Source organism: Parvibaculum sp., from assembly GCF_039680535.1.
Taxonomy (GTDB): Bacteria; Pseudomonadota; Alphaproteobacteria; order Parvibaculales; family Parvibaculaceae; genus Parvibaculum.
Map to the genome: position 1 here is coordinate 70016 of NZ_JBDKSS010000014.1, position 21677 is coordinate 91692.

Sequence of the window (21677 nt, forward strand, 5' to 3'; positions counted from 1 at the left end):
CTCCGGGCCCGCCCACTATGCTATCCCCTCGCCCATGACCCAGAATATCAAACCCGTACACGTGATCGGCGCAGGCATGGCCGGTTCCGAAGCCGCTTGGCAGCTCGCCCAGGCAGGCGTTCCCGTCGTGCTGCATGAAATGCGGCCGGTGGTGAAGACGGACGCCCATGAGACCGATGGTTTCGCGGAACTCGTCTGCTCCAATTCCTTCCGCTCCGACGATTACGAGCAGAACGCCGTTGGCCTTCTCCACGAGGAAATGCGCCGCTTGGGTTCGCTTGTGATGGAGGCCGCGAATGTCGCGAAGGTTCCCGCGGGTGGCGCGCTTGCGGTCGACCGCCAAGCCTTCTCCGCCTATGTGACCGAAAAGCTCAACGCCCATCCCCTCGTCACCGTCGAGCGCGGCGAGGTTGCCGGGCTTCCGCCCGCAGACTGGGACAATGTGATCGTCGCCACGGGCCCCCTCACATCCGCCGCTCTGGGCGAAGCGATCGCCGGGCTGACCGGCGCCGAGGAACTCGCCTTCTTCGACGCGATTGCGCCCATCATCTATCGCGAGACGATCGACATGTCGGTCTGCTGGTATCAGTCGCGCTACGACAAGGTCGGGCCCGGCGGCACCGGCAAGGACTACATCAACTGCCCGATGACCCGCGAAGAATATGACGCCTTCGTTCAGGCGCTACTCAGCGGTGAAAAGACCGACTTCAAGGAATGGGAAAAGAACACGCCCTATTTCGAGGGCTGCCTGCCCATCGAAGTCATGGCGGAGCGCGGGCTTGAAACGCTGCGTTGGGGCCCGATGAAACCGGTCGGCCTCACCAATCCGCATAACCCCGATGTGAAGCCCTATGCCGTGGTGCAGCTCCGTCAGGACAATGCGCTCGGCACGCTCTACAACATGGTCGGCTTCCAGACGAAGCTGAAGCATGGCGAGCAAACGCGGGTCTTCCGAACCATTCCGGGTCTCGCCAATGCGGAGTTCGCGCGTCTCGGCGGCCTCCACCGCAATACGTTCCTCAACAGCCCGAAGCTTCTCGATGGCGTGATGCGCCTGAAGAACGAGCCGCGCCTGCGTTTCGCCGGTCAGGTCACGGGCGTCGAAGGCTATGTCGAGAGCGCGGCGATGGGTCTCCTCGCCGGGCGCTTCGCCGCCGCCGAGCGGCAGGATCGCGCGCCCTCCGCGCCGCCGCGCACGACGGCGCTTGGCGCGCTTCTCGCCCATATCACGGGCGAGGCGAATGCCGAGACGTTCCAGCCCATGAACGTCAATTTCGGCCTCTTCCCGCCCGTTGAACTCGGACTCGACGAGAACGGCAAGCGCCCGCGCGGCAAGGCCAAGGGCCCGGCGCGCAAGCGCGCTCATACGAGCCGCGCGCTCGCCGATCTCGCCGGCTGGATCGAGCAGAAGTCCGAAGCGGCGGAGTAATCAGAAGCGGCCGGCCAGTTGCTTCGCCGCCATGCGCAATTGTCGCGCGAATGCCGGAACCTCCGTAGACTGACGGAATGGGTCGAAGCCAGGGGCGGTCACGATCTTGAGATAACGGTCGCAGGCGGAGGCCGGCAGAAGCGCCGGAACGAGCGCGCGGCCCACCCTGTAGCTGCGAGCTTCCGCAAGCAGTGTCCGCGCCCGCGCGGCAACTTCCCCGATGGCCCGGCTGAGGTTTTCCGACATTTCACCCGCGAAGATGCGATGGGGATCGATGTCGTGAGAGCGCAGCAGATCGAGCGGCAGATAGAGCCGGCCTTGCGATGCGTGGGCTGGCAGAGCGCGCAAAAGGCCGGTCAGCGCATAGGCGATGCCCGCCGCCTTGATCGCATCAGAGGCCGCGCGCGCCTCCGGCCCGGCGATGGCCTGGGCCGCTAGCATCATCAGGCGCGATGACGTTCCCTCGGCGTAAATTTCGAGGTCGCTCAATGTTTCGAACGGCGCATCGTCGAGATCGCGCTCGCGCGCGTCGATGAGCTGAACCATCTCATCCACCGGCCAGTGGGCCGTGTCGTCGGTCGCCGCAAGCGCGACTGCCGCTTCGTGCCCCCTCGCCTCGCCGCGCTTCATCGCTTCGAGCGTATCGCGCCACCATTGCAGGCGGATCTGCCCGAGCATGGGCTCGCTGACGACTTCCGGAACGCGGGCGATTTCGGCGTTGAAGGCATAAAGCGCGATGAGCGCCGGGCGCTTTGCCGCCGGCGCGAATTGCAGCGATAGAAATCGGTCGTGGTCAAGCCGCCTCACTTCGTTGAGGCAGGCATGCATGCTTTCGGCTATCGAGCGTTCGTCCATCGTCATGGTCCAAAAGGAAACGGGGCCGTTTCACAACGGCCCCGCCCCATCGGATCGCCTTGCTGGCGATCAGTAGATGTTCTGCGCCGAGACCATGGCAAAGAGCATGGGGATCGAGAGCAGCGTGTTGGTACGCGAGAAGAGCATCGCCGTGCGGGCGGCCTTCGGCTTCGCGTCGGCAGGCGCGTCGACGATGCCGAGAGCGATCTTCTGGTTCGGCCAGATGATGAACCAGACGTTGAACCACATGATCGTGCCGAGCCACATGCCGATGCCGATCGCAATGTCCTTCGGAACCGCGAAACCGTTCAGCGCGCCGAGCGTATAGGCGTCGAGCAGGTAGCCGTTGAGGTAGGCAAGGATGATGCCGGTGACGATCGTCGCCATGGCGCCGTGGCGGAACCAGTACAGCGCGGCCGGAGCGATGACCTTCGAGATCGCCGGCTTCTGCTCGTCCGGAATCTTCGCCATGTTCGGGATCTGCGTGAAGTTGAAGTACCAGAGATGGCCGATCCACATCACGCCGCTGGCGACGTGGAGCCAACGGAAGAAGAACTGCGACAGACGGATATCCGTGAAGCCAAAGGCATCCGGGTTCGCAAGATAAAGGAGAAATAGAACAAGCGCGAGCACGAAGCCTGCGATCACCGTGTTCCTGAGAGAAGTAAGAATTGCAGCCATAAGGATTACCCCCTGCGTTTAGTCAGAATTTAGCTGCCGCGCATGGCCCCCGGGTGTCGTCGCCGCGCGGCATTGAGTCGCGATTCTTGCCCGCCAAACTAGGAGCTTCGCGACGAAAAGCCAAGCGTTCCGGTGTGACTTTTGCTCAGGAAACCGCAATCAGCGCCGCCGCAACGCGGCGTCCTTCGAAGCGAAGGACATTGTAGGTACGGCAGGCGGCGCCGGTGGTCATGACGTCAGGCATGATTCTCAGGTCGGCGAGAAAAGCCCTTATTTCCTTGGGCAATTGCGCGAAGCCCGCACCGCTGCCGACCAGAAGAAAATCGAACTCGCCGATGCATTCGACAAGCGTCGCAAACGACGCCCGCGTCGCTTGCCCGAGCTCGCCCGCCGCCCAGGGACAGAGGCCGCGCGGTGTGAGCAGGATCGAACCTTCAAACCTCTGCTCGTTGAGCCGGAAGCCGCCATCGCCATAGGCGTCGATGAGCGGCTGGCCGGCAAAGCGGGGCTTCATGCCTCAGGCCTTTTTCTCGACCTTGCTGCCGGGAGCCTTGGTGCCCCATTCGCGCTTGACGCCGACCCAGATGAGCACGGGTGCGGCGACATAGATCGACGAATAGGTGCCGATGACGATGCCGAAGATCATCGCGAAGGTGAAGCTGCGGATCACCTCGCCGCCAAAGACGAACAGGGCGATCAGCGCGATCAGTGTCGTCACCGACGTCATGATGGTGCGCGACAGGGTTTCATTGATCGAAAGGTCGATCAGTTCGCGCAGATCCATCTTCTTGAACTTGCGGAGGTTCTCGCGCATGCGGTCGAAGACGACGACGGTGTCGTTCATCGAATAGCCCACGATGGTGAGCAGCGCCGCGATGGTCGTCAGGTTGAATTCGAGGTGGAACAGCGAAAAGACACCGATGGTCGCCAGCACGTCGTGGAAGATCGAGAGCACCGCGCCCACGCCGAACTGCCATTCGAAGCGGAAGGAAATGTAGACGAACATCAGCGCCACGGCGATCAGCACCGCCATCGTCGCGGAGCGGATCAGCTCGCCGGAAACCTGCGGTCCGACGCTTTCGATACGCCGGTATTCGACCTCGGTGCCGAGCGCTTCCTTGACCTTCCTGACCACGACCTGGCCCTGATCGTCGGTGGAGGAGCCGCCCTCCATCGCGCCGATGCGGATGAGGACGTGGCTGTCGTCGCCGAACTTCTGCAACTGCACTTCGCCGATGCCAAGGCCACCAAGCGTGTGCCGGAGCCCGGCCACGTCGGCAGGGCCCTTGGTCGCGATTTCAATGACGGTGCCGCCCTCGAAGTCGATGCCGAAATTGAGACCCCGCGTAAAGAGCAGGGCCAGCGACGCCACCATGACGACGACCGACAGGCCGACAGCGATCACAGCGTAGCGTGCAAAGGGGACGGATGTGTTGTCGGGTACGAGCTTGAGCCGCTTCATTGTTCGTAATCCCCAATCACAGGTCGAGCGTCTTGGGCCGCGTGCGGCGTACCCAGGTCGAGACGATCAGACGGTTCACCGTCACCGCCGTGAAAACCGAAGTGATGACGCCGATGGCGAGCGTCACGGCGAAGCCACGCACAGGGCCCGAGCCAAGTTCGAAGAGAACGGCCGCCGAGATGAAGTGCGTGATGTTGGCGTCGACGATCGGTGCGAGCGCCCGATGGTAGCCCGCATCGATCGAGGCGATGACCGACTTTCCGGAGCGTAACTCTTCTCGGATACGCTCGTAGATCAGAACGTTCGCGTCGACGGCGGTGCCGATGGTGAGCACGATGCCCGCGATGCCGGGCAAGGTCAGCGTCGCCTGCAACAGGGAGAGCGCACCCATGATGAGCGCGATGTTCACGAGCAGCGCGAGGTTGGCGAAGACGCCGAAGAGACCATAGGCCGCGATCATGAAGACGATGACAGCCACCGATCCGATGATCGAGGCGACCGCGCCCGCGCGGATCGAGTCGGCGCCGAGACCCGGACCGACGGTGCGTTCTTCAAGCACGTTAAGCGGCGCGGGAAGCGCGCCGGCGCGCAGAAGGATCGCCAGGTCGTTTGCCTGCTGGACGGTGAAGCTGCCGCTGATCTGGCCCGTACCGCCCAGAATGGGCTCGCGGATGACCGGGGCGCTGATCACCTTGTTGTCGAGCACGATGGCGAAAGGCTTGCCCACATTGTCGCGCGTGACTTCGCCGAAAAGGCGCGCGCCCGTCGAATCGAAGCGGAAGCTGACCATGGGCTCGCCCGAGCGCTGATCGAAACCGGGCTGGGCGTCGACGAGGTTGTCGCCGCCGACCATGACGCGACGCTGGACGAGGAGCGGACGCGTCGGGTCCTCCGTCATGTAGAGAACTTCGGAACCCGCCGGAATGGTATGGGTCGCCATGGCCTGCTGGGCCGTGGTCGAGGTGTCGACAAGGCGGAAGTTGAGCTTCGCGGTCTGGCCGAGAAGCTTCTTCAAACGCTGCGGGTCGTCGAGGCCAGGAACCTGCACGAGGATGCGGTCCGCGCCTTGCTGCTGGATGACGGGCTCGGTGGTGCCGAGTTCGTCGATGCGGCGGCGGACGATTTCCATCGACTGCTGAATGGCCGATTGCGCGCGGGCGACCTTGGCCGTGTCGGACAGCGTGACCGTGACGAGGGCGCCGGACGTCGCCACCATGAGGTCGCGCTGCGGCAGGCCGCCGCTCAGGAGGTTCGAACTCACGACCGTCGAGAGATCGCGGATCGCCTTCGTTGCCTTTTCGACATCTTCCGGCTTCGTGATGCGAACGGTCACCGCTTCACCGTTCACGCCGAGGCCGGTGTAAAGCACCTCGTCGTTGCGCAGCGCCTTGCGGATGTCGTTGACGAGCTGCTGAAGCCGGTCATGGGTGACGGAGGCAGTGTCGACCTGCAGCAGCAGGTATGAGCCGCCGCGAAGGTCGAGGCCCAGATTGATCTGCTTGTGCGGCAGGAAGGACGGCAGGTCCTCCACCGCGGATTTGGGCAGGAAGTTCGGCGCCGTATAGAGGACGCCCAAGAGCGTCACCAGCGCGATCAGCGCGATCTTCCACCGTTCAAAATGCAGCATTTCGGCTCTCGTCCCCACCTGCCCCGGCATCTCGCGCGGCGGCAGTCAAACCCTGTCTGTTAGGCCCTGTCTATCAGGAAGGCGTATTTGCGTTCGCCGGCACCGGCTCGCCCTTGGAGCGGACCTCGGACAGCGTGCTCTTCACGACGCGAATTTTGACGCCCTCGGCGACCTCGACCAGAACCTCGGTCTCGTCGGCCTTGGCGACCTTGCCGATGATGCCGCCGGAGGTCACGACCGTATCGCCCCGGCGCACATTGGCGACCATGGCCTGGTGTTCCTTCACCCGCTTCTGCTGGGGCCGGAGAACAAGGAAGTACATGATCGCGAACAGCGCGATGAAGGGAATCAGCTGCACGATGACGTCGGTGCTGCCCCCGCCGGTCTGGCCAAACATAAGCATCTCCACTAAGCGCCCCGAAAAGCCGGGTCCGCGGTCATTCTCAATCGCGCCGGACTATACCGGCCGGGGGTATATTTGCAAACCGCCCGGCGAAGATGACGTGGCGGTTAAGCTTTGGTCTCGTCGAGCATTTTCGCCGGTGCTGCGGAATGATAGGGTCCGCAGCCCAATTTCTGCCGGAGACAACGAGATGGCCCAGATCGGATCGGATACAGACTTGCTGCGCCGCATTGCCGAAGCGCTCGAACGGCTGGCCCCGGCGGCCCTCCCCGCGGCTTCGCTCGACGCGGCCGACGCCTTCATCTGGAACGCCGAGGGAGTGCTCGAACCCGTGCCGGAGGTTTCCCGGGTCGATATTTCACTGTTGCGCGGTGTGGATCGGGTTCGCGACATTCTGATCGACAACACGGTCAGGTTTGCCCGTGGCCTGCCGGCCAACAATGCCCTTCTCTGGGGCGCGAGGGGCATGGGCAAAAGCTCGCTTGTGAAGGCGGCGCACGCCGCGATCAACGCACCCCTGCCCCCCAAATCGCCCGACAGGCTCATCCTTATTGAAATCCACCGCGAGGATATCGAGAGCCTGCCCCGGCTCATGGGGCTTCTGCGCGGCCAGCCGCGCCGGGCGCTCATCTTCTGCGACGACCTTTCCTTCGACCATGACGACGCGAGCTACAAATCGCTCAAGGCCGTTCTCGAAGGCGGCATCGAGGGCCGTCCGCGCAATGTGCTCTTTTACGCCACCTCGAACCGCCGGCACCTCATGCCGCGCGACATGATGGAGAATGAGCGCTCGACGGCGATCAATCCGTCCGAAGCTGTCGAGGAAAAGGTGTCGCTCTCCGACCGGTTCGGCCTCTGGCTCGGCTTCCACAATTGCAGCCAGGCCGACTATCTCGACATGGTGGACGGCTACGCGGCCCATTATGGCCTGAAGATCGGCGGGAAAGAGCTTCATGCCGAGGCCATCGAATGGTCGGCGACGCGCGGCAACCGTTCGGGCCGCACCGCCTGGCAGTTCATTCAGGACATTGCCGGCCGCCTCGGACAGACGCTTGGCTGATCACGCTCCGGCAATCGCATCCGTCAGCGGAAGCCACTTCACGCGAGGATCGGTCAGATAGGGCCGAACCTCGCGAATGCCGAGGGGCTCATTGCCATTGCCATGCACGAGCACGATGCCGCCCTGCCTGGCGCGCCGTCCCTTGGCGAGCCAGGCGTCGGCGCCAAGCGGAATGAGCCCGAGCTTCCGAAGTTTCAGGACGAGATCTTCATCCGATACCAGTCCGGGAAAGCGGAAGAACACCGATGGCGTAAGGCCGCGGGCGATCATCAGTTCCTCGGTCTTGAGAACCTCCCGATCGAAGTCTGTGTTCGGCATCAGCAGGAAGTTCTGCGTGTCGGGCAGACCGCGCGCATAGCGGTGCGTGTAGGAGTGATTGACCCAGGTGATCTCGATTTCGCGCCGCCGTTCGCTCTCGATGATCGCCGTGAGTTCGGACTGATGTTCGAGCGCCCAGTAGCCGCTGATCGAAATGGCAACCGGCGTGGGGCGCCCCTCCCGGGCTGCGACCTCGCCAAGCTCCGAGAAGAAGCGCGCTTCATAGGCCTTGCGCGAAGGGCACAGATCGACCGTGAGGAAAATTCCGTCGACCGGATGGAGGGCGTGAACGAGGCCGGTATTCTCGATTCTGTAGGGCGGGCTCGTCAGCGATGCCAGCGCCGAGAGGTAGGGCGTTTTATCGTCCGGCAATCCATCGGCAACGGTCCAGGCCAGCGGGCGAATTCGGGTGACGAGGCTTTGCGGCTCGACGGTCAGCAGGAATTCCTGCCCGTCGCGGCGAAATCGGCGGATGGCGATGAGCTTGCGCCCGTCTTCCGCGCGCACGGCTTCGAATACCGGCCGATATTCCGCAATCCCCGTCTCGGCAATCGCGGGCGTTGCCGCTGCAATGAACGGCAACGCGGCGAATGCCTTGAGGAAGTCCCGCCGCGAGGGACCATCACCGCATAACGCACACATGAGGCAACCTATCCCTCGATGACGCCCCGGGGATCGACGGCTTTCGCGCCCTTGCGAATTTCGAAATGCACCTGAGGCGAAGTCACGCTGCCCGAACTGCCCGACAGACAGATCGTCTGGCCCTTGACCACGGTGTCACCGCGCTTCACCAGCAGCTTGCTGTTATGGGCATAGGCGGTCATCCAGCCATTCGCGTGGCGGATCAGCAGCAGGTTGCCGTAGCCCTTGAGTTCGTTGCCGGCATAGGCCACCACGCCGCTCTGCGCCGCCTTGACCGGCGAGCCCACAGGCACGGCGATGTTGACGCCGTCATTGTGCAAGCCGCCCTCCTTCGGGCCATAGCTCGAAATGACGGGGCCCTTTATCGGCCAGATGAAATCGCCTGCGGGGGTGGGCGGCGTCGGCAGCGGCCCCTTGGGCTCGGTCGATGCCACGACCGCATTGCCGCGAGGCGTCGTCGGAGCGGCAGCTTGTGCCGCGTCCGTGGCCGCAGGAGCGGATGTGACGGTCGCGGCGCGGTGCGGGGGCGCCGCCGTCTCGACGTCGCGCACGGCGACCTGCCGGTTCACCCTGGACGGCAACTGCAGCCTTTGCCCCAGGCGGATCTTGTAAGGCGCAGGAATGTGGTTCGTGCTGGTCAGCGTCGCCATGTCGACGCCATAGGTGCGCGAAATGCTGTAGACCGTGTCGCCCTTCTGAACGACATGGTAGCGCCCGCCTGGAATGACGAGCCGTTGCCCGGTGCGAAGCGCGTAAGGCGGCTCGAGATCGTTGGCGTCGATCAGCGAACGGATGGGCACGCCCTTGTCGCGCGAGACCTTGAACAGCGTGTCGCCGGAGCGCACCACATAAGTCCCGCCGCTGCCCGCCGAAGTGAGCGGTTCGGCGTCCACCTCGCCGCGATGCGAGGCGGCGCGGCCGCCTTCCCACCAAGGCTTATCGGAAGCGCAACCGGATAAGGCGAGGGCAAGCACGGCAGCGCCACCAAGGCGTGCCGCAAATCCGATTCCCCTGTCCCGAAGCCTCTCCTGCATGATCCCCGCTCGCCGACTCCCGGCGCCCGCGATCACGGGGCGCGACCCCGCTCTCAAGATTCCTTGGCCACGCCTTCGACCAGCGGGACGAATCGCACGGGCATGAGTTCCTCGCGTCTCACACCTTCCTCTGTCCGCTCGATCCGCACAAGGTGCTGCTCGCCGCGTCCGCCGGGCGCGCCGACCGGAACGATCATGAGGCCGCCGGGTTTCAGCTGCTCGACGAGCTTCGGCGGAACCGACGGCGCAGCCGCGGTGACGATGATTCGATCGAAGGGCGCCTGCTCTATCCAGCCTTCATTGCCGTCGCCGGCCTTGGCCGTGATGTTGTGGAGATGCAGATCCTCGAAACGCCGCACGGCGTCGCGCAACAGGGTGCGATAGCGCTCGATCGTGTAGACGCGGCGGCAGAGCTTTGAAAGCACGGCGGCCTGATAGCCGGAGCCCGTGCCGACTTCGAGCACCTTCATCCGGTCGCCCACCTGCAACTGCTCGGTCATATAGGCGACGATGAAGGGCTGGCTGATCGTCTGCCCACACTCGATGGGCAGCGCATGGTCCTCATAGGCCTGCTTGCGGAACGAGGCGTTGATGAAGCTTTCGCGCGGAATGCGCTCAAGCGCGTTCAGCACGCGCTTGTCGCGTATCCCTTGCCTTCTGAGCGCCATGACGAGCTCGATCTTGCCTTGATCGATGTCGTCCATGGGCGTTTCGTCGCTCATGCCGGTTCCATGTCTCGCTCAGAGCTTGCCGAGCGCGGTGACGAGGGCGCTGCGTGTGCGCGCATGCGTCAGGTTCATATGCAGGGGCGATACCGAGATCATGCCGTTATAGATAGCATGAAGATCGGTGCCCTTGGGTGGATTGCTCAGGACGCGCTCGAAGCCCAGCCAGTAATAGGGATTGTTACGGGCGTCGATGCGCTCCTCGACGCGGACGAGCGACTGGTCGCGCTTGCCCTGCGCCGTCACTTCGATGCCCTTCACGCCGGCGACGGACACATCCGGGAAGTTGATGTTGATGAGCACTTCCTCCGGCCAGCCCGCCTTGACGAGCTTGCGGATGATGCCGGGCGCGTAATGCTCCGCCGTCGCCCACTTCACCTGATGGCTCTCGCCGAAGCCGAAGGCCTGGCTGAGCGCGATCGAGGGAATGCCGAGCTGCGTGCCCTCCATCGCCGCAGCGATCGTGCCCGAATAGGTCACGTCGTCGGCGATGTTCTGGCCGCGATTGATGCCGGAAAGAACGAGGTCCGGCTGCCTGTCCTTGATGATGTGGCGAACGGCCATCAGCACGCAGTCGGATGGCGTCCCCTTTACCGCAAATTTGCGCGGATTGAGCTGGCGGACACGGATCGGATTCGCGAGCGACAGGGAATGTGCCGAACCGCTCTGCTCCTCCTCGGGCGCCGCGACCCACACATCGTCGGACAGCTCCTGCGCGATGCGCGTCAGGACCTGCAGGCCCGGCGCATGAATGCCGTCGTCATTGGTGACGAGAATGCGGGGGCCGTTCTTCGCGGCAGCCTTTTTAGCCATGAGCGGAAATCTCTTTCTGTCCGCCCATATAGGGCTGGAGCACGGCCGGGATGGCGATGGAGCCGTCCGCCTGCTGATAGTTTTCGAGAATGGCCACGAGCGTGCGGCCGACCGCGAGGCCTGAGCCGTTCAGCGTGTTCACGAAACGCGTGTTCTTGCTGTCCACCGGGCGATAGCGCGCATTCATGCGCCGCGCCTGAAAGTCACCACAGACCGAGCAGGACGAAATCTCGCGGAACATGTTCTGCCCCGGCAGCCAGACCTCGATGTCATAGGTCTTGCGCGAGGAAAAGCCCATGTCGCCCGTGCAGAGCGTCACGACGCGATAAGGAAGCTCGAGCGCCTTCAGCACGCCTTCAGCGCAGGCGAGCATGCGCTCATGCTCCTCGTCCGCCTGTTCGGGCGTCGTGATCGAAACGAGTTCGACCTTGGAGAACTGATGCTGGCGGATAAGGCCGCGCGTGTCGCGACCAGCAGAGCCCGCTTCGGCGCGGAAGCATGGCGTCCAGGCGGTGAGGCGCAGCGGCAGCTCGTCCTCGGAGAGGATCGACTCGCGCACGAGATTGGTGAGCGAGACTTCGGCGGTCGGGATCAGCCAGTAGCGGTCCTGATCCTCCCTGCTCTGCCCCTTGAAGACCGCAAACTGGTCGTCGGCAAACTTCGGAAGCTGCGCCGTGCCGTACATGGTGCTGTCTTTCACCAGCAGCGGCGGATTGACTTCCATATAGCCGAACTCGCCCGTGTGGAGGTTCAGCATGAAATTGCCGATGGCGCGTTCGAGCCGGGCAAGCTGGCCCTTCAGCACCGCGAAGCGCGCGCCCGAAAGCTTCGCCGCCGTTTCGAAATCCATGAGGCCGAGGGCTTCGCCGAGGTCGAAATGCTCCTTCGGCGCGAAGTTCATCTCGCGCGGCGTTCCGTGGCGGCGATATTCGACATTGGCTGTCTCGTCGGGACCGACGGGAACACTGTCATAGGGAATATTCGGGATGGCGCCGAGTTCGCGCTCGAGCTCGGCATTGATCGCGCGCTCCTCGTCCTCGCCCGCCTGAATCTTCGCCTTCAGATGGGCGACCTCGTCGAGGAGCTTCTGGGCCAGCGCCTCGTCCTTCTTCGCCTTGGCGGCGCCGATCTGCTTCGAGGCGTCATTGCGCTGCTGCTGCATCTCCTGCAGCGCGGCAATGGTCTTGCGGCGGCGTTCGTCGATCTCGATCAGCCGCGCCGACTGGGGCGGCAGGCCGCGTTTGGCCAAGCCGGCGTCGAAGGCCTGAGGATCGTCGCGGATGATCTTGATGTCGTGCATGGAGTCCGTCGCGCATGGGAAGTTCGGGCGGGTTCTGTATACGCGGAAGGGTTGGGAGCGTCCAGATGAGGCGGCGCCCGGCGCGATCAGGCCCCTTCGGCGGCCTCGGTCTCGTCCGCGCCCTTGGCCTCCGCGATCCGCCTGCTCCGCTCGACGAGCTTCACCGCGCCGATCGACAGCAGATAGAGCAGGAATGTCGGTGTGCCGAGGCTCACCTGGCTCAGGAGATCAGGCGGGGTCAGCACGGCGGCGACCGCGAAGGAAATGACGATCGCATAGCGCCAGCCGGCAATGAGCTGCTTCGACGTCACCATTCCTGCGCGGGCGAGCAGCGTCAGGATCACCGGAAGCTGGAAGCAGGCGCCGAAGGCGAGAATGAGGCTCATGATGAAGCCCAGATACTCGCTGACGCGCGGCAGAAGCTCGATGGAGGCCTGTCCGGCGCCGCCCGCCTGCTGCATCGAGGTGAAGTAGTGCATGGCCATCGGCATGATGCCGAAATAGACCAGCGCCGCGCCGACGAGGAAAAGAACGGGCGTTGCGATCATGAACGGCAGGAAGGCCCGGCGCTCATTCTTGTAGAGGCCCGGCGCGACGAACATGTAGATCTGGGCCGCGATGATCGGGAACGCGAGGAAGATCGCGCCGAACATGGCGAGCTTCATCTGCGTGAAGAAATATTCCTGCGGCGCCGTGTAGATGAGCTTCACCGGCGTGCCCCCGGCGGCGATTTCATAGGGGCGAACGAGAATATTGAAGATATGGGACGCGAAGGTGAAACAGACGCCGAAGGCGATGGCGACGGCCACCAGCGACTTGATGAGCCGCGCCCGCAACTCGATGAGGTGATCCATCAATGGCGCGCGGGAGCTTTCGAGTTCGTCTTCGCTCATGCCTGCCCCGTCTCCGATCTGGGCGCGGCAACGGCCTTGTCGCCGAACTTCGCGATCTCGTCCGCCTCGCGGATGGCATCGGCCATGCCGGGCGCAATGTCGTCAGGCAGCCGGGCGGACACTTCCTCCGGCTTGGCCTCGGTCGATCCGGTCTCAGGCTCGGCCTTCGGGGCCTGCCCCGCCGTCTCGACCGCTTCGCGGATATCCGCGAGCGGCGCGACGCTCTGGTTGCGAAGCTCGGCGACCTGCTTGCGGAGTTCCTCAAGCTCGCTTTCGCGGGCGAGATCCTCGAAGGACTGCTGGAACTCGCGCGCCATCGCCCGCATCTTGCCGACATATCGGCCGGCGGTGCGCATCACGCGCGGCAGGTCCTTGGGGCCCACGAAGACGAGCGCCAAGACCCCAACCAGCAGCAGTTCGGACCAGCCAATGTCAAACATGGGGGTACCTGCGACGCCTCGAACGGATCGGTCTCACAACCGGGTCAGCTGTTGGCGACCTTGTCCTTTGCTTCGGACGCGCTGCCCTGGGTGGCGGTGCCTTCGATGATCTTGGCATCGGTGGGACGCGCGGGCGGCGTGTCGTCCTCGGCGAGCCCCTTCTTGAAGCTCTTGATACCCTTGGCGACGTCGCCCATCAGGTCCGAAACCTTGCCGCGGCCGAACAGCAGCACGACGAGGGCGACGACGACGATAACGTGAGTCCAACTCAGCATCTAACTCTCCCCGTAATGGGTCACAGGCGCGCCGCCCCTTTCGAGGGAGGCAGGCCGGGGGCGCCAGAGCGCCCCGCTAGGAATATGGGCCTTTCGTCCGCGCATTGCGACCCGCTCCACGTCCCCACATCCCGGAGCGTGAACCGGCGAAACCGAATTAGCCAACGCGACGAGTGTCATATCAGCTCACATTTTGTGCAAGTGAATTTGCTGCACATGCGAGAGGCAATCGCGAATTCGGCGGCTATTCAGACTCCTCGTCGGCGACATGAGACAGATGCTCGTCCATCGCCGCGCCGTATTCCTCCGCCGGTACATCCTCGAACTCGCCATCGCCCTCGCCGCCAGTGTCGCTCGGGCTCGGGATGTCGAAGCCGGGCGGCAGGCGGCCGTCGAGCAGGCCGGCGGCCTTGAGCTCGTCGAGACCCGGCAGGTCGCCCACATTCTCGAGGCCGAAATGCAGGAGGAAGTCCTCCGTCGTGCCATAGGTCACCGGGCGGCCCGGTGTGCGCTTGCGGCCGCGGAGCCGCACCCAGCCCGTCTCCATCAGCACGTCGATGGTGCCCTTGGAGACGGTCACGCCGCGGATCTCCTCGATCTCGGCGCGGGTCACCGGCTGGTGATAGGCGATGATCGCCAGCGTCTCCATGGCCGCACGGGAGAGCTTCTTCTGCTCGACTGCCGTGCGTTCCATCAGGAAGGACAGGTCGCTGGCCGTCCTGAACATCCATTTATTTGCGACACGGATGAGATTTACGCCGCGACTTTCATAAAGTTTCTGAAGATCTTCGATGACCGCCCCAACATCCGTTCCAGCGGGCAGCCGCGAGGCGAGCGTGTCGATGTCGAGCGGCTCGGCGGCGGCAAACAGCAGAGCCTCAGCCATGCGCATCAGCTGAGCATGGTCCGTAACGTCGATCGGGAAAGCCACGACGTTGCTTGCGGCCTCATCTTCAGCTTCGCCGTCAGATTCCGGTTCATCTTCCGACTCAACTTCAGCATCGGCATCGATTTCGGCGCTTTCTTCCTCATCGGAAGCCGCTTCCTCAACTTCAACCAAAAGCTCAGCTTCAACTTCAGACAGAGGCTCATCGCCAGACGACTCGTCGCCGTCAGGGCGCGCATCATCTGCAGCCTCCGTCTCGACTTCGGCGGGCTCGATTTCTTCAGATTCGGGGCGCGTTTCTTCTGTCATTCGCTTGTCTGCTGGTCGCCGGATTCTGCCGGGGGCGTGGAGTTGGGTTCAGACCTTTTCTGCCGAACGAATAGCGGCTCGTAGGCGGCGGTCTGGCGCAATTCGATATGCCCGTCCTTTGCCAGCACGAGCGCGGCGCTGAGCGTGCTCGCCATGACCGAGCGGCGCAGTTCGCCGGACATTTCCTCGACCGGCAGATAGGCGTCGATCCGGCCCCAGTCGAACATCATGCCGAGCATCTGCTCCAGGCGCTTGCGGGCGATCTCGATGGACATGATCGGAAGCCGCTTCGGCTCCCATTTCGTCTCATGCCCCTTGAGCCGCTGGTCCGAATAGGACTTGAGAAGATCGTAGAGAGTTCCCTGGTACTGGCTTGTTTTAATGATGCGAACGCCTTCGGGCGCACCGCGCTGAAAGACATGAATGCCAAGCCGGAGCCGTGCGAACAGCTCGATCGAGGCCTTGCGCATGCCTTCGAGGCGCAAGAGCTGGAAGGCGAGCCGGGCCGCCATTTCGGCGCCGCTCGGGCCCTCTTCATCTTCGGGTGGCGGCAGCAGCAGGCGCGACTTGAGGTAAGCGAGCCAGGACGCCATGACGAGATAGTCGGCGGCGAGGTCGAGCTCCATGCGCTGCGCGCGGTTGATGAAGTCGAGATATTGCTCCGCGAGCTTCAGGATCGAGATCTTCGTCAGATCGACCTTCTGATTGCGCGCCAGCGTCAGCAGCACATCGAGCGGCCCCTCGAAACCTTCGAGGTCGACGATCAGCATCTCGTTCGGATCGAGTTCGGCAGCCGCGATGGGGCGCCCTTCCTCGAAGGCATCGGCGGACGCGGCTTCGCCTTCCGCGCCATTGCCGGCCGGATGTGCGCTCGGCGTCGCGGCCGGTGTTCCGGCCTCCGCCTCGTCCTGTGTGGGCGCCTCGCTCATGCCGCCTATGTCGTTGATCTCGTTTGTCCCGCGTCAGCCTTGCCACATGGCTGACATGAACCGCTTATACCGCGCAGTCCCCGGCCACGGTACCCCGTTTCTCCGCTTATCCCCAGCCATGAGAAGCCGGATCAGGCCAGCCTGGACAGGAGCTCGTCGAGCCGGGCGACACCCGCCGATTCGTCCAGAGGCGCCGGAGGGGCCAGCCGCGCCAGGGCAGCGTCTGACCGGGCCAGCGCCTTTCCCGCGAGCGTCGGCGCTTCGGACGCGATGGCGAGCATCTCGTCCATCTTGCCGTTGCAGTGGAGAACGATGTCGCAGCCCGCCGCGAGGCTCGCCCTGGCACGCTCGGCCAGCGTTCCGGCCAGCGCCTGCATCGACAGGTCGTCGGACATGAGAAAGCCGTCGAAACCTATGTCCCGACGGATCACCTCGGAAATGACTTTGGCCGAGGTGGTCGCGGGCCTGCCCGCGTCGAGCGCCGTGTAGACGACATGGGCCGTCATGGCGAGCGGCATGTCGGCCAGCGCCTTGAAGGGGGCAAAGTCAGTCGCCGCGAGCGCCGCCCGGTCGGCATCGACCACCGGCAGGCTCAGATGGCTGTCCACGCCCGCCCGTCCATGTCCGGGAATATGCTTGATGACGGGCAGAACGCCGCCCGCGAGAAGCCCCTCTGCGGCGGCGCGGCCAAGGGCGATCACCGGCTCGGGCGTCAGCCCATAGGCGCGGTCGCCGATGACGTCATGAGCGCCGGGAACAGGCACGTCGAGCACCGGCAGGCAGTCCACATTGATGCCGAGGGCATGCAGTTCGGCGGCGATCAGGCGCGCGCCGAGACGGGCCGCCTCGATCCCCAGTTCCTTCGACCGGGTATAAAGCTCGCCAAAGCGCCGCCCTGCCGGATAGGCCCGCCAGTGAGGCGGCCTGAGCCGGGCCACGCGTCCGCCTTCCTGATCGATGAGGACGGGAGCATCATGGCCGGCAGCAGCCCGCAATTCGCCAATGAGGCGCTTCACCTGTTCAGGCGTCTCGATGTTGCGGGCGAAGATGATGAAGCCCCAGGGCCGGACCTCGGCGAAGAAGCGCTTCTCGGCCTCGGTCAGCGACAGGCCTTCGCAGCCATAGATCGCCGCAGAGACCGACATCACCGGCTCTTCACGAAGCAGGCCTGCCCCTGCGCCTTCAGACTGGCGCAAAGTTCGGCTGCCTTCGGCTTGTCCATATAGCCGCCACGCAGACGGTAATAGATGCCCTTGGCCCCGAGGTCGGCCCGCTGAATATCGGCAGAGAGGCCCGCCAGCGCGGGATACTTCTTCTGAAGCTTCTTGAACTCGGCCCGGGCGCTCGGCTCGTCGCGAAAGGCCGCAAGCTGGACGACATAACCGCCCGCGGCAGCCTCCTGCGCCGGGGCCCCGGCGGTCGCGGGTGGCGTCACCGCAACGGGGGCCGCAGTCGCGGTCGGCGCTGTCCCGGCCGTCGCCTGCGGCTGTGCGGACGCGGCAGGCGGAACGGCCTGCTGGGCGACCGTGCCAGTCGGCGCCGGTGTAACGGCAGGGGCCGGCGCAGCCCCGGCCGGCGCGGTCGATGCAGCGGGCGAAGACGGCGCGGCTGGTGCGGGCGATGCGCCTGACGCCGCGGGCGGCGTCGGCTGTTTCATGGCCATGGGCTCTTCGGGGCTCGGCAGCAGATGCTCCGCGCTGCCCTGCTCGTCCGCCTTTTCGGCTCCCGAGAACCGGTCGTAGACGGTCTTGTCCTGATGCGGGATTTCGATGCCGCCGGGATTGGCCGGCGCCACCTTGATCGGCGAATCGTCGGCCCGGATGACAGGAGGATTGCCCTGCGCGCCCTGCTTCATCCCCTGCTTGTAGGCGAAGAAGACCACGCCGGCGAAAACCACGATGAGGGCGATGATGGCGAGCAACACGAGCGGGCGTCGGCCTCCCTCGTCTTCCTCGTCGGTCGCGTCATAGGTGTAGTAATCGTCCTCGTCTTCGTCGGGCTCGTAACTCAAACCCCGCCCCCGCTCACTGTCCGACATCAGCGCATCTCCTCGGCCGGCTCAACTCCAAGAATCGCAAGCCCGGCGGCGATGACATAGGCCGCCGCGCGAATCATCGCCAGACGCGCAAGCGTAACATCCCTGTGTTCACCAATGATAAACCGCAGGCCGGGCTCGTCCTTGCCCTTGTTCCAGAGGCCATGGAAGGCGGCGGCGAGATCGTTGAGGGCAAAGGCGATGCGATGCGGCTCATGCGCGACCGCCGCCTGCTCGATCTGGCGCGGGAAACCCGCGAGAAGCCGGATGAGCGCAAGTTCCGCCTCGTCGGTGAGCAAGGTCAGGTCGGCTGCCGCGAGGCTGTCGTCGGAAATATCGACGCCCGTCTCCCTGGCGTTGCGCAGCACCGAATGGATACGCGCATGCGCGTATTGCACATAGAAGACCGGGTTGTCGCGCGACTGCTCCATCACCTTGGCGAAGTCGAAGTCGAGCGGCGCGTCGTTCTTGCGCGTCAGCATCATGAAACGCACGACATCCTTGCCTACCTCGTCCACCACGTCGCGCAGCGTTACGAAATCGCCCGCGCGCTTCGACATGCGGAAGGGCTCGCCATTGCGGAAAAGGCGAACCAATTGGCAGACCTTGACGTCGATCTCGGCCTTGCCGTCGGTGATCGCCGCGACGGCCGCCTTCACGCGCTTGATGTAGCCCGCATGGTCGGCGCCCCAGACGTCGATCAGCGTGTTGTAGCCACGGTTGAACTTATCGAAGTGATAAGCGATGTCAGGCGCGAAATAGGTCCAGGTGCCGTCGGACTTCTTCAGCGCCCGGTCGGTGTCGTCGCCAAACTGGGTGGAGCGGAAAAGCGTCTGCGGGCGCGGCTCCCAATCGTCGGGAAGCTCGCCCTTGGGCGGCTCGAGAACGCCGGTATAGATGAGCCCCTTCTGCTCCAGCAGCTTCAGCGTCGCTTCAATCGCGCCGGAGGCATGCAGCGTGCGCTCGGAGAAGAAGACCTCGTGGTCGATGCCGAGAACGGCGAGGTCGCCGCGAATGAGTTCCATCATCGCGTCGATGGACGCATTGCGGACGATGGGAAGCCATTCGGCCTCCTCCATTTTCGCCAGCGCGTCGCCATGTTCGGCGGCGAGCATCGTGCCCACGGGTTTCAGATAGTCGCCGGGGTAGAGGCCTTCGGGAATCGAGATTGTCTCTCCGAGCGCCTCGCGGTAGCGCAGATAGGCGCTGCGGGCGAGAACCTCGATCTGGCCGCCCGCATCGTTGATGTAATATTCGCGGCAGACGGTGTGGCCAACTTTTTCTAGAAGGTTGGCCAGCGCGTCGCCGAAGACCGCGCCGCGCACATGACCCACATGCATGGGGCCAGTCGGATTGGCGGACACATATTCGACGTTCACACGCTCATTCTTGCCGAGATCACTGGCGCCATAGGTGGCGCCGCTGCGCAGAATCGCCGGAACGGCGGCACGCCACATGTCCTGCTTCAGCCGCAGGTTGATGAAGCCCGGCCCGGCGATGGTGACTTCCGTCACCGATTCCTCGGCAGCGAGCTTGGCGGCGAGTTTCTCGGCCAGCTGCCGCGGCTGAACGCCCGCGGGCTTCGCCAGGACCATGGCCGCATTGGTCGACAGGTCGCCATGCGAGGGGTCGCGGGGCGGCTCGACGGCGATGCGCGACGTATCGAGCCCAGGGGGGATCGCCCCCTCGCTCGCCAGAGCCTCAAGCCCCGCCTTCACACGCTCTTCGAAATGCCGAAAAATATTCATGGGATCCGTCGCTTAACCCGGTTTTGGGCGCGCACTCTAACGGCTGGCCCTTACGCTTTCCAGTCGCTTCGGGGCTTAAGGGCTACTCCCTAGCGACAAAATGCTCCTTTCACGCGCCCGCGCGACATGATTGTCTCATCACATGCAAATCGGTGGGGCATATCGCGGCAGCGACCTTCTCCAGACTATCCGGTACCGGATGGCCGGGGTGGCGCTTCTTGCGATCTTCTTGCATGTCGTCGTGCCGACGGCCTACGAGATTTCCGGGCCCAACGTCGCCGGTCTGATGAAGACCATCATCTGCTCCGGCGGAGTGGCGACCGAAGTCTATATCGATGGGAACGGCAAGCCGGTCCATCCGGCGAATTCGGGCCATCAGGACTGCAAGTTCTCCTGCCTTCATCATTGCGCTGCGCTCGCCGTTTCGGCGCTGAGCGTCGCCTCTCCCTCCTGGACGATCCTCCTCAACGTGCTGACCGGCGCCGAGTCCGCCCAGGCGCATGTCACCAGCGCGTCGAACCCGCGTGGGCCTCCGGTCTGACGCGCCTGTTGCCTGGCGCTTTCGGGTCCGCAAGCCTCGCTTGCGGGCTTTTTATTTGCCGAATCTCAGGCGCGCGGATCGTCGAGATCGAAGAGCCGCTGATGCTCCTCGATGGCGAACTTGTCGGTCATGCCGGCGATGTAGTCGCAGACGCGGCGCGCGGTCTTGAAGCCGCCCGCCCCATCGCAACCTTGCTGCCACTCCGGAGGAAGCAGATCGGGCTCAGCGTGCAGCAGGCCAAAGAGATCGCGGACGATGCGCTTCGCCTTGCTCATGGAGCGGTTGACGCGATAGTGGCGATACATGCGCGTGAAGAGAAATTCCTTCAGCGTCGCGTTGTTCTCGTTCATCTCGCGCGAGAATGAGACGAGCGGCCGATCAAGCGCCCGCACGTCGGCCGCCGACTGCGGCTTTGCCGCCGCGATGCGCGATCTGGTTTCCGCAATGACGTCGCCGATCATGCTGCCGATGAGGCGGCGCACGGATTCATGGATGACGCGGTTCGTTTCGAGCCCGGGATATTTGTCGATGACCGCGCGGAAAATGTCGCCGACATGCGGCAGGGCCATGAGATCGTAGATGGTGAAGAGCCCTGCCCTCAGCCCATCGTCGATGTCGTGATTGTCATAGGCGATATCGTCGGAAAGCGCCGCGACCTGCGCTTCCGGTCCCGCATAGGTCGCGAGTTCGAGATCCTGCGTATCGGCATATTCGGCAAGCGCTCTCGGCAGATCCGCCATCGTCCGGTTCGGCGTGAGCAGCGGGCCGTTATGTTTGACGAGGCCTTCAAGCGTTTCCCAGCAAAGGTTCAACCCGTCGAATTCCGGGTAGCGATGTTCGAGCTTGGTGACGATCCGAAGCGTCTGGGCGTTGTGATCGAAGCCGCCGAAGCCTGCCATAGAGGCATCCAGCGCCACCTCGCCCGCATGGCCGAACGGCGTGTGCCCGAGGTCGTGCGCCAGCGCCAATGTCTCGGCGAGGTCTTCGTCGAGGCCCAGCACCCGGCTGATCGAACGCGCAATCTGGGCGACCTCCAGAGAGTGGCTCAGTCTCGTCCGGTAGTTGTCGCCCTCGTGATAGACGAAGACCTGCGTCTTGTATTTGAGGCGGCGGAAGGCCACCGAATGGATGATGCGGTCGCGGTCGCGCTGAAAGGCCGTGCGCGTCGCGCTGTCGGGCTCGGAGTGGAGCCTCCCCCGGCTCGCTTCGGCCAGCGTTGCGTATGGGGCGGTCGCGGCTGGGTTTGAAAGCGACAAGTAACTACGTCCCCGA

Annotated in this window: 23 protein-coding genes; 3 read left to right on the forward strand and 20 right to left on the reverse strand. The window is 64.2% G+C overall.

Going from position 1 to position 21677, the window contains the following annotated elements:
* The first annotated feature begins 34 nt into the window (after positions 1 to 34).
* Complete coding sequence (gene trmFO / locus ABFC66_RS10905; RefSeq protein ID WP_346740990.1) at positions 35 to 1429, forward strand: methylenetetrahydrofolate--tRNA-(uracil(54)-C(5))-methyltransferase (FADH(2)-oxidizing) TrmFO; 1395 nt, start codon at positions 35 to 37, stop codon at positions 1427 to 1429.
* On the opposite strand, the gene ABFC66_RS10910 is transcribed toward trmFO, so the two are convergent.
* The 6 genes from ABFC66_RS10910 to yajC all read right to left on the reverse strand — a co-directional run bounded on the left by ABFC66_RS10910 (position 1430) and on the right by yajC (position 6457).
* A complete protein-coding gene (locus tag ABFC66_RS10910) occupies positions 1430 to 2284 on the reverse strand; it encodes a phytoene/squalene synthase family protein (RefSeq protein WP_346740991.1) in 855 nt (284 codons plus the stop codon).
* A 69-nt stretch (positions 2285 to 2353) separates the two neighbouring features.
* Entirely contained in the window at positions 2354 to 2965 is a 612-nt protein-coding gene (locus ABFC66_RS10915; RefSeq protein WP_346740992.1) for a urate hydroxylase PuuD, read from the reverse strand.
* Positions 2966 to 3110: 145 nt separating this feature from the next.
* Complete coding sequence (locus ABFC66_RS10920) at positions 3111 to 3479, reverse strand: Mth938-like domain-containing protein (RefSeq protein ID WP_346740993.1); 369 nt, start codon at positions 3477 to 3479, stop codon at positions 3111 to 3113.
* Positions 3480 to 3482: 3 nt separating this feature from the next.
* Positions 3483 to 4427 (reverse strand): protein translocase subunit SecF, encoded by a 945-nt coding sequence (gene secF / locus ABFC66_RS10925; protein WP_346740994.1) that lies wholly within the window; start codon positions 4425 to 4427, stop codon positions 3483 to 3485.
* A gap of 16 nt (positions 4428 to 4443) precedes the next feature.
* Positions 4444 to 6054, reverse strand: coding sequence for a protein translocase subunit SecD (secD, locus tag ABFC66_RS10930; protein WP_346740995.1), 1611 nt, complete (start codon positions 6052 to 6054; stop codon positions 4444 to 4446).
* Between the two features lie 73 nt (positions 6055 to 6127).
* Positions 6128 to 6457, reverse strand: coding sequence for a preprotein translocase subunit YajC (gene yajC / locus ABFC66_RS10935; RefSeq protein ID WP_346740996.1), 330 nt, complete (start codon positions 6455 to 6457; stop codon positions 6128 to 6130).
* A 190-nt stretch (positions 6458 to 6647) separates the two neighbouring features.
* Here yajC and ABFC66_RS10940 point away from each other — a divergent pair, with 190 nt between their 5' ends.
* Positions 6648 to 7517 (forward strand): ATP-binding protein, encoded by an 870-nt coding sequence (locus tag ABFC66_RS10940; RefSeq protein WP_346740997.1) that lies wholly within the window; start codon positions 6648 to 6650, stop codon positions 7515 to 7517.
* On the opposite strand, the gene ABFC66_RS10945 is transcribed toward ABFC66_RS10940, so the two are convergent.
* The 13 genes from ABFC66_RS10945 to argS form a co-directional block, all read right to left on the reverse strand.
* Entirely contained in the window at positions 7518 to 8417 is a 900-nt protein-coding gene (locus tag ABFC66_RS10945) for a polysaccharide deacetylase (RefSeq protein WP_346740998.1), read from the reverse strand.
* Between the two features lie 68 nt (positions 8418 to 8485).
* Positions 8486 to 9511: a LysM peptidoglycan-binding domain-containing M23 family metallopeptidase gene (locus ABFC66_RS10950; RefSeq protein WP_346740999.1), complete on the reverse strand. Its 1026-nt coding sequence runs from the start codon at positions 9509 to 9511 to the stop codon at positions 8486 to 8488.
* A 53-nt stretch (positions 9512 to 9564) separates the two neighbouring features.
* Positions 9565 to 10233 carry a protein-L-isoaspartate(D-aspartate) O-methyltransferase gene (locus ABFC66_RS10955; protein WP_346741000.1) on the reverse strand — a complete coding sequence of 223 codons (669 nt, stop codon included), beginning with the start codon at positions 10231 to 10233 and terminating at the stop codon, positions 9565 to 9567.
* 18 nt (positions 10234 to 10251) lie between these two features.
* On the reverse strand, positions 10252 to 11049 hold the full coding sequence (gene surE / locus ABFC66_RS10960; protein WP_346741001.1) for a 5'/3'-nucleotidase SurE: 798 nt from the start codon (positions 11047 to 11049) through the stop codon (positions 10252 to 10254).
* Positions 11042 to 12349, reverse strand: coding sequence for a serine--tRNA ligase (serS, locus tag ABFC66_RS10965; RefSeq protein ID WP_346741002.1), 1308 nt, complete (start codon positions 12347 to 12349; stop codon positions 11042 to 11044). The genes surE and serS overlap by 8 nt, the downstream gene beginning before the upstream one ends.
* An 86-nt stretch (positions 12350 to 12435) precedes the next feature.
* Positions 12436 to 13242, reverse strand: a complete 807-nt coding sequence (gene tatC, locus ABFC66_RS10970; RefSeq protein WP_346741003.1) for a twin-arginine translocase subunit TatC — start codon at positions 13240 to 13242, stop codon at positions 12436 to 12438.
* On the reverse strand, positions 13239 to 13682 hold the full coding sequence (gene tatB, locus ABFC66_RS10975) for a Sec-independent protein translocase protein TatB (RefSeq protein WP_346741004.1): 444 nt from the start codon (positions 13680 to 13682) through the stop codon (positions 13239 to 13241). The genes tatC and tatB overlap by 4 nt, the downstream gene beginning before the upstream one ends.
* Positions 13683 to 13726: 44 nt before the next feature.
* On the reverse strand, positions 13727 to 13957 hold the full coding sequence (locus ABFC66_RS10980) for a twin-arginine translocase TatA/TatE family subunit (RefSeq protein WP_346741005.1): 231 nt from the start codon (positions 13955 to 13957) through the stop codon (positions 13727 to 13729).
* A gap of 244 nt (positions 13958 to 14201) precedes the next feature.
* Entirely contained in the window at positions 14202 to 14849 is a 648-nt protein-coding gene (gene scpB, locus ABFC66_RS10985; RefSeq protein ID WP_346741190.1) for an SMC-Scp complex subunit ScpB, read from the reverse strand.
* A 299-nt stretch (positions 14850 to 15148) separates the two neighbouring features.
* Entirely contained in the window at positions 15149 to 16081 is a 933-nt protein-coding gene (locus ABFC66_RS10990; protein WP_346741006.1) for a ScpA family protein, read from the reverse strand.
* Positions 16082 to 16212: 131 nt separating this feature from the next.
* The gene (nagZ, locus tag ABFC66_RS10995; protein WP_346741007.1) at positions 16213 to 17226 is read right to left on the reverse strand and encodes a beta-N-acetylhexosaminidase; all 1014 of its coding nucleotides are present in this window, start codon (positions 17224 to 17226) and stop codon (positions 16213 to 16215) included.
* Positions 17226 to 18119, reverse strand: a complete 894-nt coding sequence (locus tag ABFC66_RS11000) for an SPOR domain-containing protein (protein WP_346741008.1) — start codon at positions 18117 to 18119, stop codon at positions 17226 to 17228. Before ABFC66_RS11000 ends, nagZ begins: the two co-directional genes overlap by 1 nt.
* Positions 18119 to 19864 carry an arginine--tRNA ligase gene (gene argS / locus ABFC66_RS11005; RefSeq protein WP_346741009.1) on the reverse strand — a complete coding sequence of 582 codons (1746 nt, stop codon included), beginning with the start codon at positions 19862 to 19864 and terminating at the stop codon, positions 18119 to 18121. Before argS ends, ABFC66_RS11000 begins: the two co-directional genes overlap by 1 nt.
* 208 nt (positions 19865 to 20072) lie before the next feature.
* On the opposite strand from argS, the gene ABFC66_RS11010 reads away from it, so the two are divergent.
* Complete coding sequence (locus ABFC66_RS11010) at positions 20073 to 20405, forward strand: DUF2946 family protein (RefSeq protein WP_346741010.1); 333 nt, start codon at positions 20073 to 20075, stop codon at positions 20403 to 20405.
* Positions 20406 to 20470: 65 nt separating this feature from the next.
* Here the strand turns inward: ABFC66_RS11010 and ABFC66_RS11015 are convergent, their stop codons facing one another.
* Positions 20471 to 21661: a deoxyguanosinetriphosphate triphosphohydrolase gene (locus tag ABFC66_RS11015; protein ID WP_346741011.1), complete on the reverse strand. Its 1191-nt coding sequence runs from the start codon at positions 21659 to 21661 to the stop codon at positions 20471 to 20473.
* Positions 21662 to 21677 lie beyond the last annotated feature (16 nt).